The organism is Nostoc sp. CCY 9925, assembly GCF_963920935.1.
GTDB lineage: Bacteria > Cyanobacteriota > Cyanobacteriia > Cyanobacteriales > Nostocaceae > Nostoc.
Genome location: NZ_CAWUDO010000004.1, coordinates 183,757 through 198,965 on the forward strand (window position 1 = coordinate 183,757; position 15,209 = coordinate 198,965).

Here is a 15,209-nt window from a genome sequence, read left to right on the forward strand (position 1 = left end):
AATTCAATTTAAAGATTAGCTCCAAGAGCTAAATCTTTAAATTATTTAGTAACGATTGCGGAAGTTATTGTTTCCCCGGTTACCACCAAAGGAACCTCTGTCTTCTTTGGGCTTAGCCTTATTTACTTTAAGGTCACGTCCCATCCACTCAGCACCATCAAGAGCATCAATGGCAGCTGTTTCTTCAGCATCTGTGCCCATTTCTACAAAACCAAAGCCACGCACACGACCTGTTTCACGGTCGGTAGGTAGCTGAACCCGTTTTACAGCACCATATTCTGCAAACACGGCATTTAAACTTTCTTCTGTAACTTCATAAGAAAGATTGCCTACATAAATTGACATAAATTGTCTCCAAAATCATAGAGGTGTAGAGATTTAGATTTCGGAGAAAAGTCTGTGAATACCAAAAGAAAGAAGCCTGTCAATAATAAAAACAAACGAGGTCGTCCGAATTAACTCTCACCTCTCATTGTGACATAGGAGGCAAATATTGAGGGATACTTTATAAAAGTGTTACGAAAAGTAATCTAAGCAATTTATAGCTCAGTAAGTAGAAATAATTAAACGTCAAATGATTCATTGTTGCCGTCTTGGTTTGTTATGGCAACCTAGATTTACTAAAACAATCTACAGGACTTACGCACAGCTAACGGAAAATCGAACCGCAGAGGACGCAGAGGGCACGGAGAAATAAGAGTTTCAGAGAGTTCTTGCGTAAGTCCTAAATCTATTAGGACTACTACATTTATTGCGTGAAAAAATTCCGTACATCTTGAAAAAGCTAATTCCCTATTCCCTACTCCCCACCTACGCAAATAATTTCAAAAATTAAAGCGGATTACTATATTATATTGAGCAATTCACTCAAGCTGGATATCTGAGCATCCGGAATACAGATATCTTGTGAGAGAGTTTTTCTGGAACGATTGATTCAAATACCTCTGATACCGGTTTTCTGCGCTCCTTTGATATCTCGACTGAGATTATCACCTACCATGACATCTCATCATCAAAGTTAAGGCTTAATTTCTGATGGCGTTAAGGCAGTTTCTCAGGTTTAATATTGATTAAAAATCCTCAAGGCTTAACTTCTGAAGGAGTCACAGCAGCATATTGTTCAGAAGAAAGTGTTGCTTGTCTAACATCAATCTTCTTAGTGATAAATTTTTGTTCATAGAACAAGTCAGCAATCTTCTGCTGTCCCGACAAAATTTCTTCACTCAGCGGTCTTAATGTGTAACGCCTGCGCTTTGATACTAGTTCTAGTGTGGGAACATCAATTTTTGCTTCCGGCGAAATCAGTTTGGCTACTTCCTGTGGGTTGGCTTCAGCCCATTCGCCGATGTTGTTAACTTCTTCCAAAATAATTTTCACTACCTCAGGATTATCTTTAACGAAATTACGCGAACCTAACCAGTAACCTCCTTGGGTCGTAATTCCCTTACCATCCCGGATGATACGAACTCTATTAGTTTTCTCAAATAGAGCGAGGTGGGGGTCGCCAACTACAGCTGCTTCAACGCTCTTACGTTCAAATGCTGCACGAGTTTCTAATGGTGTCAGGTTGATGTGTTTAATATCGCTAAGTTTTAGTCCTGCTTCTTCCAGAACTTTAATAACGAAGTATTGTTGTGCTGTAGCTCTTTGAAAGGCTAATCCCTTACCTTTGAGGTCAGCTATTGTCTTGATGGAAGAGTCTTTCTCCACTACAACAGCTGTTGCCTCACCAGTTCCAGGTTTGCTGCTAGCAACATAAACAAAAGGTACACCAGATGCTTGAGCAAAGATAGGCGGAGTTTCACCCACAAAACCGAAATCTACACTTCCCACATTCATTGCTTCTAGAAGTTGCGGCCCAGCAGCAAATTTTGACCATTCGACTTTAATCCCTAGTGGAGTTAAACGTTTTTCTAACACTCCTTTAATCTTGAGTAGATCTCCGGCAGTCATATAGCCCATCTGTAAGACTTTTGTCTTGGTGCTATTAGAGGCGTTAGCTGCTTTTGCTGGTGTATTTGGCGCTTTACAACTGACTAAAGTTGTGGATAATGTGAATACTCCACCTACTAAGAATAGTAGAAAGTAATTGAATAGCTTGAAGTGAGATTTGCTGGATATTTCTACCATAATGCACTAGTAATTGTTGAATATTGTTGTTTTTTCAGCACAAAATGTTTGCCCTTTGTGGTAATGAAAATCGGCTGAAAAGTTATATTAAAGTTGTAGCTGATTAATTCAATTAAGCAGCTTTACAAATGGCGGATAATGCAGATAGACTATTATCTACTGTAAGTCGATAGGATTAGAGTATTTTGCATTTGCACGGATATTATCATAGACTCTTTGAAGAATCAAGCAGCAGAACAAACGTTAAGTAGCTAATGGCAAGACTCAGTTAATATAGCGGTTCCCATTCAGATGCGGTACAACATTATATCGCCAGGTGTAGGGGCACGGCACTGCCGTGCCCCTACAGGTGTACCTCAGTAGGTCGGGAAACGCTATATTTCCAAAAAGCATAGACAAATATCTCATGCCCTTTGTGCGCCGGGAATAACCCCTACAGGGCGAACTACAACGCCCCCTATCCCTAGACTAAACGCTGTCGGGATTATTTTTCTCAAATATATTCTAACTACCATTCACATCAGCATGAATCAATAAACCATTTGGGCTAAAAATTAATCAAACTAATTCAACATACTCAATAATTGTTCCATCAGGATGCAGAACTCGCATATTAACTCCGGTAGGGACTTTGTTTGGTTCTGTCAGAATTACTGCGCCTTGCTGAGTCAGTGCTTCTCGAAAATCATTGAGTGAGTCAACGAGAAATGTGGCGTGTGTAGTTTTGAATGGAGAGAGTGCTTCAGCTGAACCGGCAATTAAAAGAATAGAACCGACGCCAGCCAGTTCCAACTCAGCTTCGGAATATTGAAACCACAACCAGCATTTTTCTGTAAATAGGTTTTCATAGAAAGCGATCGCCTCATCCAAGTCTATGGGACTAAGATAGACTCTAGTTAGTACTTTAAGAATTTGCATTGCAACCTGTCTATTAGGCAGCCATCGTATTTGGTCGTGCTAGGAAATTCGGGTATTGTTTACCCAAAGGACTACCTTGGAACCCTTTCCAACGCAGTGGCCGTTTTCGAGTGGTAAATTGTTACCTTTGAAAAAGGTTTTCTACTCTGTGTTCACCTAGCTAAAGATAACGTTACTCGCTATCACTCAAAATGCATTTCATTTCTACACCTTTAGCCCTGCCTTAGTCATCTGTATAGTTATTACGAATATATATACATGATTAAGTATCAGTACCTAATTTGGGTACCATCTAATATTATATGTTACAAATTTACTATTTATGACTGTTGATGATACCCCACTATACTAAAATATTGCTCAATTCTGAATTCTTAATTTTGGATTATTCTTCAATATTTTAATAAATGTATTTAGAGTTGTTTTATATTTCTCTCCAGCTACCGAGAATAAATCATTATGATTAGCCTGCTCAACCCACAAAGAGAGTTTTTGTGATGATGCAGTAGCAAACAATTTTTCTCCATGAGAAAAAGGGATAATTTCATCAGCTTTTCCATGTACTACTAACACAGGACAATTAATCTTTTTAATTTTGTCAATATTAGAAAATTTATCAAAAGGTAAAATCCGATATGGTATTATTACTTGAAATGCTGAAATAAAAGTACTTTCAATAATTAAACCTGCAACTGGTCTTTGGGCTGCCAAGTTGACAGCAGAACCACCCCCAACAGAACGCCCCCAAACTATAATTTTTTGTGGTGAGATTTTTAAATCTTTTGTCAAGTAGTTGTAGGCCGTATCAATATCCTGATAAGCATTATTTTCTGTTGGGATTCCTTCACTTGTACCATAACCACGATAATCATAAGATAAAACACTAAAACCCCAAGCGTATAATTGCTCTAGGGTTTGTTTGATATTACCTAAATCTTCTGCATTACCGTGAGCATAAAGAATAGTATACTCAGCTTGAGGGTTAAACAAATATCTAGCAGAAATTTTTGTATTGTCATTACTTTTCAATTGGATAATTTCCTCACTATCGTTATAACTAGAGGATTGGGGGAGAAAAATCATGCTGTCTGCTCTGAAATAGACATATACACCAAAAAATATATAAATAAAAACTAGAGATTTCATCAATCTAGTCCAAGTTAAATCGCCGATTATTATTTTTAGTAATTGTTTTCTATTCATATTTAATTTTGTCCATAAAATGTATTTCAATAAGTATCAAAATTTTATTAAACGTAGACGCTTTGCGGTGAGAGGGTCGCAGTCTTGGCGGTTTCCGTCGATTCCAACCCCCCGAACTCGAAGGGCTTGCCGTAGGCTACCGCCTTCTCTACGAGAGGCTTCCGCCAACGCGCAGCGTCTCGTAGAGAAGAACGCCAAGGAAGAGAAGGGTAATTAGAAGAGTGCAAGTGGAGAGAAAATTGGTATTACAAGAGGGCTGATAATTTCTTATTTACATGTTTCCCCATTTTTGAGTCAGGGTAACAGATGTGGTGTAAAATAGCGACCGAGCTAAGCTAGGCGATCGCACTCAACAACCAGTATAGAAATGTTTTGGCGATCGCGTTGGCTCGAATATGTACAAATAGAGGTCATCTGACCTGTTTAGATTGCTGGGAGTAGGGCATGAAAGAAGATTTTATCCAGCTGATTTGGTCACGGAATTGAGAAAAACATTAATCTGCTTGTATTCAAGATAGGCACTCACCTTATTGGCCTGGACTTGAAACATAAAACTTAAAATATGTTTATTATCCTTTAAAATCATTTGCAGAGATTTAGGTACTAAATATGGCTGATATTGTTGATATTGCTGTTAATGCTGAGTCTTTCAAAACACTAGTAGCGGCTGTACAAGCTGCTGGTTTAGTAGAAACATTAAAAAGTCCCGGACCTTTCACCGTCTTTGCTCCCAATGACGATGCTTTTGCCAAGTTACCACCCGGAACCATTCAAACTCTGTTACAAAATATTCCTCAGCTAACGCGGATTTTAAAATATCATGTCGTTTCCGGAAAGCTCTTAGAGACTGATTTGGCACAACTTGGTACGGTGAATTCTGTCGAAGGTTCACCGATTAAAATTAGTTCTTCTGATGGTTTTGAAGTTAAAAATGCCACAGTTTTGGCAGCAAATATCGAAGCTGATAATGGTGTAATTCACGTTATCGATACAGTGATTTTGCCCGGTTAATTCAGTCAGGGTGGGCGTTTCCCACCCTAATTTATGGAAAATTTTGAGGATTCATTAGGATTCACTATTGTTACTATAAGAACTTAATTGAATTGTTTAAATAATGTTAAATTTTGAATTTTACTACTCTCGATATATGCTAAGGTAGATTTAGTTATTTAGAAATAATTTACATTAAATTATAAGTTTCTAACATTATCCCCAGGATCTTGATGTTCGATTTCAACACCTTAGCTGAGTTCTCTCGCGCCAACTGCGTGACTATTTGTACATTTCTTGTACCAGCAAATTTGTTGGTGACAATTTTGACAATGGTTCTAACGGCACTACGTCGCCCATCACACCAAATCTGGCAGTCTGCGGCAATTGCCAGCTTTTTCGCTTCCGTGATGATCTTGCACGTATACACTTGGTTTCTGATTGGCGTGGTGATGGCTCCTACTTATATCTTGATGTCTTTAGCAATCAGCTGTTTGCTGACTAATTTGGCAGCAATTATTTTTCACAGACGCTACGGTAACAGCACTAGTCTTTCCAATAATGCCTAATATTTTTTGTCATTTGTCCTTTGTTTATCCACCAATTGACTAATGACTAAACCGATTGTTTGGGTACATGGAGACTGCCTCACTCCATATAATCCCGCGTTACAAGAATACCCTGATGCCCCTGCTATTTGGGTTTGGGACGATGCTTTGATAGAGGAATGGCAACTCAGTCTTAAACGCTTGACGTTTATTTACGAATCTTTGCTAGAGTTACCTGTTGTCATTCGCCGTGGGAATGTAGCGGAAGAAATTTCGGCTTTTGCTAAAGAACAGAAAGCAGATTTAGTGGTGACAGTAAATAGTCCGAGTCCCCGGTTTGATGATATCTGCAATCAAATTGAGCGTTCCATAAAAGTGGAAGTGCTAGAGGTGGAACCATTTTTTGATTATGATGGCTACATTGATTTGAAACGGTTTTCGCGTTATTGGAAAGTGGCTCAAAATTATGTTTTTGAGTAGGTTAATTGTAGAACTGTAGTGTATGGCGATCGCTAAAGGCTAGATTCCTGACTTATTTGAAAGTTGGGAATTTTGTTGTTTAGTTACAAGACTGCCTCAAACTTTTATGGTCTTCCGGATGAGTCAGAAAATAGTCTTGGAGCCATTGAGATCCTCGTGGGAGTAAATCATCTAATTTCAAACTTCAGCAAATAGACCCTCACTTGTACTTGTTACTTCCCGCTAAAAAACAATTAGTGGCGGAAAACGATGATATTTCCCCAAAGGATTTTAATGCTCGATTAAGTGTTACCTTACCAGAAGATAGTGTCTATTATCTGTTGGCGAACACCTTTGAAGCCGGAGAATCTGGTAGTTATAGCTTACGAGCCGCCATATCTCAGAGGTAATTTATAGGATAATTCTGAATTCAGGAGTCAGAATTCAGAATTACAATAGGCTCTGTGCTTAGTTTTGAGATGTAGATAGTGTACTTCACGCTTCTTTAAATCTGCTGAATAAAGGCAGGCAATTCAAAAAAGCAGAAAATTGAAAATCAGCTTTTGTGACATGAAAAGCAGCTTTTGTGACATGAAAAGCAGCTTTTGTGACATGAAAAGCAACTTTTGTGACATGAAAAGCAGCTTTTGTGACATGAAAAGCAACTTTTGTGACATAAAAAGCAACTTTTGTGACATGAAAAGCAGCTTTTGTGACATGAAAAGCAGCTTTTGTGACATGAAAAGCAACTTTTGCGATATGAAAAGCAGCTTTTGCGATATGAAAAGCAACTTTTGTGACTCCTATATTAATTGCGTGAAAAAACTGACCCTCACCTGGAAAAGACCAATTCCCTATTAGCTACTCCCCACACACACAAATCAGGTTGATGCAAAATATGAAGTCTTCAACTTACTGACTGCCTTCTCATGCTAAATTACAATAGCTTGGGGTTGGGAAACTCCGGTGAAATTCCGGGACTGTGCCGCAACTGTGATGGGATCGCCTAAGTCAGAATGCCAACTCTCAGGATGTCCTCAAGACACACTCACCGTCTACTCCCTGCGTCGCACGGGGAAGGAGTTCTAAATTTGCTTTCTCGATTTGCCACTTGTCCTGGCTTGTTTTATCCTACACCCGCCGAAGATGGTATACTATCTCGCATGAGAATTCCAGGCGGGATTATTAATAGCGAACAGTGCCGCGCCATCGCAGATATAGCAGACCAGCACGGCGGCGGCTATGTAGATGTGACTAATCGAGCTAATTTGCAAATCCGCGAAATCCGCACTCCGATCAATTCTCAAGTTCTCAACCACCTACAGGATATCGGACTCGGTTCTGGCAATACCGATGTAGACCACATCCGCAATATTATGACCAGCCCAACTGCTGGTATCGACCCGCAAGAATTAATTGACACTCGTCCTTTTGTTCAAGCTTGGGATAATTATCTTGCTGCACATCCGGCGTTATCGGCACTGTCAGCAAAATTTAGCGTTTGCTTTGATGGTGGTGGAATAGTTCAAGTGAGCGATCGCCTAAATGATATCCTATTTGCTGCTGTCTTAGTCGATGGTAATGTTTACTTTCGCCTCTATCTGTGCGTAGGCCCAAAGGGACAACCACCCAGCGATATGAAAATTTTGTTACGCCCAGATGATTGTTTACCGATCTTGGCAGCTTTAACAGATGTCTATCTAAATCATAGTGATATTAATCATCAGCGTCGCCTACGTTTGAGAGAATTATTAAATACTTTGGGTTACGAAAATTATCTTCAGGAAGTCCAGCAACGTCTACCTTTTCCTCTTTTTTGCAGTGAAATATCCCCAGTTGCACAGAAAATAGATACTAAATATCAGCATCTTGGCATCCATCCCCAACGCCAGAAAGGATTATTTTACATTGGTGTCGTCTTACCTCTTGGACGAGTTGAGAGTAGACAAATGCGGGGTTTAGCAGATTTAGCAGCAAAATACGGCAGTGGAACTCTCAGGTTAACCCCCTGGCAGAATTTACTCCTAACAGATATTCCTCAAGAACGGCTTACCGATGTTCAAAATCAAATTACTCTCTTAGAATTAGATTCCTCACCAAGCAACATCAAAAGTGCATTAGTAGCCTGTTCTGGTAACAAAGGTTGTGCCGCTTCTGCCACCGACACCAAAAATCATGCCTTGGCATTGGCAGAATATCTTGAAACTCGCCTCACTCTCGAACACCCAATTAATATCCACTTTACTGGTTGCCAAAAATCCTGCGCCCAACATAGCCAAAGTGACATCACCCTACTCGGCGTCAACTTTGAGGCAGACAACCAAACAGTCGAAGCCTATCACATTTATCTAGCTGACACGAACAGCACTCAGAAATTCGGTCGTCAACTATACCAGAATGTCACCTTCCCCGAACTACCCGCATTAATAGAACAAATCCTACAAATGTATAAAGTTCAACAGCAAAACTCCCATACCCATTAACCCAGCCCAACCCCATCTAAATCTCTAACTCTCTGTGCGCCTCTACGTGCAAATTCATCACTCCCCACCATGCCCGACTACATCCGAGACGCCAACGAAATTTACCGCAATTCCTTTGCCATCATCCGGTCAGAAGCCAACCTAGATGTGCTGCCTCACGACGTAGCAAAAGTTGCTGTACGTCTTATCCATGCCTGTGGAATGACGGATATTGTCACTGACTTGGGATATTCACCAACAGCAGTGCAATCAGCAAGAACAGCACTAGCAGCAGGAGCACCAATTCTCTGCGATTGCCGGATGGTTGCCGATGGTGTCACCAGGCGGCGCTTATCTGCAAACAATGAAGTTATCTGTACCCTCAACTATCCTGAAGTCCCAGATCTTGCCAAAAGCCTTAATACTACAAGGTCAGCAGCAGCTTTAGAATTATGGCGATCGCACCTTGAAGGGTCAGTAGTCGCAATTGGCAATGCCCCCACCGCCTTATTTAGACTATTAGAAATGCTCGACGAAGGAGCGCCAAAGCCTGCTATAATTTTAGGCTTTCCAGTGGGTTTTGTCGGTGCAGCCGAATCGAAAGCCGCATTGGCAGCAGATAGCAGAAATGTACCATTTTTAACATTACATGGTCGGCGCGGTGGCAGTGCGATCGCCGCCGCCGCAGTAAACGCCTTGGCAACGGAGGAAGAATAATGAATACTAAAGGTCGTCTTTATGGAATTGGTGTCGGCCCGGGCGATCCAGAATTATTGACTCTCAAGGCGCTACGGCTATTACGTGCAGCTCCTGTGGTAGCCTATCAATCAGCCACAGATAAACAGAGTATTGCTAGAGCGATCGTCGCGCAATATCTGACTGGGGATCAAATCGAGGTATTATATCACCTACCCCGCGCTTTGGAACCAGAAAAAGCCAAGTCCATTTACGACAAAGAAGTCGAACCAATCGCCGCTCATTTAGCAGCAGGTCGAGATGTCGTAGTGTTGTGTGAGGGTGACCCCTTTTTCTATGGCTCCTTCATGTATCTGTTCACGCGGTTATGTGGCGAGTACCAAACAGAAGTTGTCCCCGGAGTTTCCTCACTGATGGCTTGTCCAGTAGCTTTGGGTGTACCTTTCACTTACTACAACGATATTCTCACCGTCCTACCTGCCCCACTGCCAGCAGAAGAACTAACTACACAATTATTGATGACCGATGCAGCAGCAATTATGAAACTAGGTCGTCATTTTACCAAAGTGCGAGACGTTCTGCATAAATTAGGGCTAGCATCGCGGGCAAGATATATTGAGCGGGCAACAACAACACAACAACGCATTCTACCCTTAGATGAAGTCGATCCCGCAGAAGTCCCGTATTTCGCAATGATTGTGATCCCAACCAAAAATCGACTATAGAACTTGTCGAATTCACGTTCCAATTAGAGTCAGTTGACAGGAGCCAAAAAAGTCCTTCAACGATTCGGTCGCCTGCATCGCTTACATCCAATTTGCATAGATTGAGGATATCAGGAAAAATAATCTTTCTTTTGTCACTCTAGGCAGAGGAAAAAGAAAGTTAAGAGGGAAAACAGCAACCGGCAATGTAAAGAAAAACCTTTCCCCCTTCCCCTTTTCCCTTTGCCCTTTGCCCCTTCCCCTTCCCCCTTCCCCTTCCCCCTTTACCCAAAACCTAATTCTGGGTTCAAAATTCTTAACCGATTAGTATTGCGACTGGCTTAATTTGACTTGCTACTTCTCTTAACTCCAGCCCAAACGGTAAGCGGTTGTCCGACTTGCTTGTAGAGCAAACTCTCTAAAATCACACCATTATTATTGGCTGTCAGAGTTTTATTTGGCTGACGCAGAGATTCATAGAAACCGTTGTACCAACCATCTTTTGATTTGAGGTTGGTTTGGACGAAATCAAATAAATTACGCGTATAAGCAGTGTTATAAAGCACATGCCAACCTATTGATGCCTTAGCACTTAAAAAGCGCAAATCATTACGCTGTTGTCGAGTATCTGTGATGGTAGCCCAAGGTTCTCCGTTAACGAACAAACTGCTGTAAACAAAGTAAGGAGGGCGGTCTAAGTTGTCTTCGGTAACGGCAGTTAATTGTTTTGTGGCTTGATAGCGAGATTCTTGAGCAGCTAAAATTCTATCGGCGTAGGCTTTGGGTAAAGCTTGAAACCCAGTTTCAATACCATCTAATATATAAGGTTCGCTCAAAACGTAGTTATTAGCTTCAGATTTTTTATAGTCACGTTTGTCGTAAGGAATTCCTTGTCCGTAAAGATTTACAAAGGCAGTATTCGATTGGTAATCCAAGGCTTTTTTAACATCCAAGCCCCAAAGTTGCAGACCATAGGCAGCATAGTTCTCGTAGCCCAACCGACCTTCTTGGTTGTATTGTTCTTTACCTTTGATGACGCTAGTACCGTACATTCGCCCATTTCTGGTGAGACGCTTGACTTGCCAATGTTTCCAAACGTCCCTGGAAAGTGATCGCATTTCGGGATACTTTGCACCAACAATCTTCAGCCAGATTGCCATCCGCCCCAAATCAATGGCAGACCAACCAATTTCTTCCCGTTTTTCTAGTTGACCATAATTAACAGGTATCAGGGTTTTTGGATTGTAGACCTTGTTGGGTAGTTCTTCTTTGTATAAAGGCAGAGATGCCAGTGTTTTCAACATTTTGGTCATTTTGGCTTCAAATTCCGCCGCAGGCACGATATTGAGTTCTCTAGCACTAACTAAAGCGGCGATCGCTGCTGCCTGATCCCACATAGTTACGGAGGCAAAGCTATCAACGGAATTAACTAAGCCAGTTTCGTTATTCCAGTTACGCTGGAAGTATGACCAAGCCTGACGAGCAGTGGCAATTTCTTCTTTTGTTAACGATCCTGCACCAGGAGCAACATAAGGAGTGATGGCTATCGTCAATTGGTTGGCAGCAATGGGTTCACCTGGTAAAACTACAGATGTAGCGTCAAGTTTGGCAATTGTTTCAGTTTCTTGAGCAGTAAAAGGAGTGTTTTGTATGGGTTCCTTTGGTTGTGATAGCTGCTCTGAAGTAGTTTGGGATGTTGATATTTCAGGTTTTTCTAGAGAATTCTGAGAAACTTGCCCAGACCAAAAATTAAAACCAGCGATCGCGATGACAGCAGTTGCCACTCCTCCTACGGAAGCGAGTATGGACAAGTTTTTAGGTGGCGGTTGAAAATCAGAACTCATAGGGATTAAAGCCTCATTTTATGAATTACAGTTGCTTGCGTAATCTCACCAGACTTTATTCTTCCCAATTTTGAAATCTGATTAACTTAATTTTCCATAACCCAATAAATACGGTGATGCTCAAACAGAAGCAAGTGTAATTAAAATTACATATCTGATAAATTAATCTCAGCGACGACCTTTAAAGGGATTGATATAAAGTTGGTCTTGGCATTCCACCCCCACCTCAAACTTGCAATCTGAGCGGGGATAGGCAATGCAAAGTAAAACATAACCCATTGCTTGCTGTGCAGATTTAAGGGCGATCGCCCCAGACTGATCGACTTTACCCTCAATTAGACGCGCTGCACAAGTAATGCAAGCACCGTATCTACAACCCACGGGTAAGCGCAAACCCATGGCTTCTACAGCATCTAATATGTACTGACTTTCCGCCACTTTTACAACGAAGTTATTGCGATTAACAAGTTGCACTCGGTAACTTTTCATGGCAATTACAGCAATTTTTAGAACGTTATCAAGAAGTAGAGCAAACACTATGACCACATACGTCAATCTTGGAAAAGCATTGATGCCTTAGTGCCGCGTCTAGAGACAGATTTAGGACTTACGCAAAAACTCTCTGAAACTCTTATTCCTTTGTGTCCTTTGTGTCCTTTGTGGTTAGTTTTTTCATAATTTTGCGTAAGTCCTGAGATTATAAACATTTGCCCTTTATGGCTATGGGGTACTGTCGGGTGGAGCGCTAGCAGATCTTTACAGCAGAGGATGAGGAAGGAGCCGCAGGGGGCTGTGGCTGCTAGGTCGATCTCACCCGAAAAATTGCCAAATGTTCTTCGCCTTTGCGGTTGACGATGGAATCCTTGGCAGCTTTAAACAGGATGATATCGAAGTAGGGTGAAAAGCTATCCAAAATTGCCTGTGGCTTGACGCCAAACGGAGGCCCATCTAACCGACTATGGGTATAAAAAATGGCAATTAGTTGACCATTAGGACGTAGTAAGTTTTTGACAACCTGTACATATTGCGATCGCAACGTTGGATCGATGGCACAAAAACAAGTATGTTCTAATACGTAATCAAAAGTATGTAGAAACTCTGCTTCCAATTCAAAAATGTTGCGTTGTAAAAATTGAACGTTCAGTTCTCGTGCTTTGGCAATAGTAGAGGCACGCGCAATCGCACTGTCAGCAAAATCAAACCCAGTGACATCAAACCCTGCTGTTGAAAATAACATCGCATCCTGTCCGCTTCCACAGCCTAGAACTGCCATTCGTCCTGGCTTGGGAGCTTGAGCTGATGCCAGAAGATTAATAAAGGGTGGAGCCGGACAGCCCAAATCCCAAGGATCTCGATGTTCTTGATACCGTTTTTCCCAAGCTTCAGCGCTGAGGTCAATCATGATTGAATTCTCAAACAGCAACAATTTCCCTTACTTGTCATATCATGTTCGTCCGTTTAAAGACTTATCATTGAGAGGGCAGAGAAGCAGGAGGTAGGGAGCAGAGGGGAAAAGGCTTTTGGGATTTTTGCACAGATGCGGTAATCAGAACTGATTACCCCTTCAACCGAAGATTATATGACACATGGATCGCCAAAAAGCTTATCTAGTAACTATTTGACAATCCAAAATCTAAAATGGTTAGATTAAATCCAAATATCTGAAGTGCAATCACCGCCAGGATAGCGCATCTCATGGGCACGAGAGGGGCCTGCTGGTTCTTTGCCAAAGTCAACGTAGAAGTCTTCGTTGATTTTTAGTCCGCCGTTTTCAGTGTCGCAGTCAATCTGTAATAAATATGAGCCAGTCTTAGACAAATCAGGATAAAACTGATTATCCCAAGTGCTAAATAGGGAATTCGTCACATAAAGCCGTTTACCATCCAGACTCAGCTGTAGCATTTGCGGCCCACCAGCCAATTTATGACCTTGAACTTCACCACTGTTACCTAACAAACCACCACACCAAACTTGACCAGTGAGTCGAGGATGGGCTGGGTCAGTGATATCATATTGGCGGATATCTCCATGCAACCAATTGGAAAAGTAAATATAGCGATCGCACATTGAAATCAAGATATCAGTAATCAACGATGGCACTGGTATCGGCCAGCCTTCCACTTCTACCGAAGGTATATCAATTACTTTCTCTATTTGCCAATGACCGTTTGGTTTGTGCCAATGCCAAACATTACTGCTGAGTGCTGCGGCGACAAACCCATGAGTGCTATCGGGGTTATGGTGAAAGCGCAGTTCTAAGGGAATTAATCCTTCTTGTGCTAAATCAAAACTTTGGATAATTTTCCGTGTTGACCAATCCCAAAAATGTATCTGATGACCATAGTTATCAGCTGCTATGTCGTTGAGGTCAAAACCAGGATAATAGGTTTTGGGTGCAGCCCACTCACTGCTCACCATCACGTTATGACGCGGCTGATACCAAAAGTCATAGTTAAACCGCATGGCATCGGCTTGTTGTTCCCAACGTCCAGCAATCTCAAAATTCTCATCCAGTAACAAAAAGCCACCAGGACCATTCCCCTGGCTGTCGCCCAGCATGGAAATCATTACATGACCATCTGCTAGGCAGTGTACTGTGTGAGGAGCTGTTAAATTTGTTTTCTCTTGAATTTCTTGTGGTTCAATAACTTTGTGCAGTTTTGGCGCTTTGGTATCTGCTGTATCAACAATATAGATGCGGCTAGAACGTTGTCCAGGTATCACACTAAATCTGCGGGATTTACTGGCATCGCCATGACAAGAGCTACAAGCATTCCAGCCAAAGTGATGTAATTCATCGCCAATGTAAGGCATAGGTAGACGATGAATCACTTGGGAGTAAGTCGGCGAATCGGGGTCAACGTCTACAGTGGCAAGATAATCTGGTTCTTCGATACCACTACCAGTGTAGAGAGCGATCGCATAAAGCACCTTTTCTCTTTGAGCCTTGGTGGCTGCTTCTGGAGAAGCGTAGCCAGGGCCGCAGCAAGCATGAGTCATGGTTTTACACCTTACAATTACAACAAGTTTACAACAAGCGTCGATCACGAATAAAAACCAAAATTACTGCCCAAGAACCTAACGCGACTTTGACTGCAACCAAAATATAGCGGTTCTTGTTTGGACGCAATACACTTTGACCTCTCTCCTAAAAGGCTACCGTGTACACACAAGTCTTTTAAAGTTGCTGTGTAACGTAGGGTGGGTTAATTTTTGCAGGTCGATGCAACAAAGGTGCAGGTCGATGCAACAAAG

Annotated in this window: 16 protein-coding genes, 1 pseudogene and 1 riboswitch; of the genes and pseudogenes, 7 read left to right on the forward strand and 10 right to left on the reverse strand. The window is 41.6% G+C overall.

Translation table 11 applies throughout. The features are described 5' to 3' along the window. Positions 1 to 45 precede the first annotated feature (45 nt). From ACM0OY_RS03840 to ACM0OY_RS03860, 5 genes are all read right to left on the reverse strand, one after another. The gene (locus tag ACM0OY_RS03840; protein WP_414567560.1) at positions 46 to 345 is read right to left on the reverse strand and encodes an RNA recognition motif domain-containing protein; all 300 of its coding nucleotides are present in this window, start codon (positions 343 to 345) and stop codon (positions 46 to 48) included. Positions 346 to 934: 589 nt separating this feature from the next. Beyond that, entirely contained in the window at positions 935 to 1,000 is a 66-nt protein-coding gene (locus ACM0OY_RS03845) for an HAD hydrolase-like protein (protein ID WP_414567582.1), read from the reverse strand. An 80-nt stretch (positions 1,001 to 1,080) separates the two neighbouring features. Next, entirely contained in the window at positions 1,081 to 2,130 is a 1,050-nt protein-coding gene (locus ACM0OY_RS03850) for an aliphatic sulfonate ABC transporter substrate-binding protein (RefSeq protein ID WP_414567561.1), read from the reverse strand. A 558-nt stretch (positions 2,131 to 2,688) separates the two neighbouring features. After that, the gene (locus ACM0OY_RS03855; protein ID WP_414567562.1) at positions 2,689 to 3,048 is read right to left on the reverse strand and encodes a VOC family protein; all 360 of its coding nucleotides are present in this window, start codon (positions 3,046 to 3,048) and stop codon (positions 2,689 to 2,691) included. 360 nt (positions 3,049 to 3,408) lie between these two features. Then, positions 3,409 to 4,251, reverse strand: coding sequence for an alpha/beta hydrolase (locus ACM0OY_RS03860; RefSeq protein WP_414567563.1), 843 nt, complete (start codon positions 4,249 to 4,251; stop codon positions 3,409 to 3,411). Between the two features lie 609 nt (positions 4,252 to 4,860). On the opposite strand from ACM0OY_RS03860, the gene ACM0OY_RS03865 reads away from it, so the two are divergent. From ACM0OY_RS03865 to ACM0OY_RS03895, 7 genes are all read left to right on the forward strand, one after another. Further along, the gene (locus ACM0OY_RS03865; RefSeq protein WP_414567564.1) at positions 4,861 to 5,262 is read left to right on the forward strand and encodes a fasciclin domain-containing protein; all 402 of its coding nucleotides are present in this window, start codon (positions 4,861 to 4,863) and stop codon (positions 5,260 to 5,262) included. Positions 5,263 to 5,474: 212 nt separating this feature from the next. Further along, complete coding sequence (locus ACM0OY_RS03870) at positions 5,475 to 5,810, forward strand: hypothetical protein (RefSeq protein WP_414567565.1); 336 nt, start codon at positions 5,475 to 5,477, stop codon at positions 5,808 to 5,810. Between the two features lie 42 nt (positions 5,811 to 5,852). After that, entirely contained in the window at positions 5,853 to 6,269 is a 417-nt protein-coding gene (locus tag ACM0OY_RS03875) for a hypothetical protein (protein ID WP_414567566.1), read from the forward strand. A gap of 236 nt (positions 6,270 to 6,505) precedes the next feature. Next, a complete protein-coding gene (locus tag ACM0OY_RS03880; protein WP_414567567.1) occupies positions 6,506 to 6,658 on the forward strand; it encodes a hypothetical protein in 153 nt (50 codons plus the stop codon). Between the two features lie 544 nt (positions 6,659 to 7,202). Beyond that, positions 7,203 to 7,270, forward strand: a riboswitch (cobalamin riboswitch). 69 nt (positions 7,271 to 7,339) lie between these two features. After that, on the forward strand, positions 7,340 to 8,731 hold the full coding sequence (gene cobG, locus ACM0OY_RS03885; RefSeq protein ID WP_414567568.1) for a precorrin-3B synthase: 1,392 nt from the start codon (positions 7,340 to 7,342) through the stop codon (positions 8,729 to 8,731). Between the two features lie 69 nt (positions 8,732 to 8,800). After that, positions 8,801 to 9,427, forward strand: a complete 627-nt coding sequence (locus tag ACM0OY_RS03890; RefSeq protein WP_414567569.1) for a precorrin-8X methylmutase — start codon at positions 8,801 to 8,803, stop codon at positions 9,425 to 9,427. Further along, positions 9,427 to 10,131 (forward strand): precorrin-2 C(20)-methyltransferase, encoded by a 705-nt coding sequence (locus tag ACM0OY_RS03895; protein WP_414567570.1) that lies wholly within the window; start codon positions 9,427 to 9,429, stop codon positions 10,129 to 10,131. The genes ACM0OY_RS03890 and ACM0OY_RS03895 overlap by 1 nt, the downstream gene beginning before the upstream one ends. Before the next feature lie 320 nt (positions 10,132 to 10,451). Here the strand turns inward: ACM0OY_RS03895 and ACM0OY_RS03900 are convergent, their stop codons facing one another. From ACM0OY_RS03900 to ACM0OY_RS03920, 5 genes and pseudogenes are all read right to left on the reverse strand, one after another. Next, on the reverse strand, positions 10,452 to 11,954 hold the full coding sequence (locus ACM0OY_RS03900) for a DUF3131 domain-containing protein (RefSeq protein ID WP_414567571.1): 1,503 nt from the start codon (positions 11,952 to 11,954) through the stop codon (positions 10,452 to 10,454). A 168-nt stretch (positions 11,955 to 12,122) separates the two neighbouring features. Continuing rightward, positions 12,123 to 12,443 carry a 2Fe-2S iron-sulfur cluster-binding protein gene (locus tag ACM0OY_RS03905; RefSeq protein ID WP_414567572.1) on the reverse strand — a complete coding sequence of 107 codons (321 nt, stop codon included), beginning with the start codon at positions 12,441 to 12,443 and terminating at the stop codon, positions 12,123 to 12,125. 310 nt (positions 12,444 to 12,753) lie between these two features. Next, a complete protein-coding gene (locus ACM0OY_RS03910) occupies positions 12,754 to 13,356 on the reverse strand; it encodes a methyltransferase domain-containing protein (RefSeq protein WP_414567573.1) in 603 nt (200 codons plus the stop codon). A 245-nt stretch (positions 13,357 to 13,601) separates the two neighbouring features. Further along, positions 13,602 to 14,954 carry a selenium-binding family protein gene (locus ACM0OY_RS03915; protein WP_414567574.1) on the reverse strand — a complete coding sequence of 451 codons (1,353 nt, stop codon included), beginning with the start codon at positions 14,952 to 14,954 and terminating at the stop codon, positions 13,602 to 13,604. 28 nt (positions 14,955 to 14,982) lie between these two features. Continuing rightward, positions 14,983 to 15,060: pseudogene (locus tag ACM0OY_RS03920) on the reverse strand (cation:proton antiporter); the annotation flags it as partial. Positions 15,061 to 15,209 lie beyond the last annotated feature (149 nt).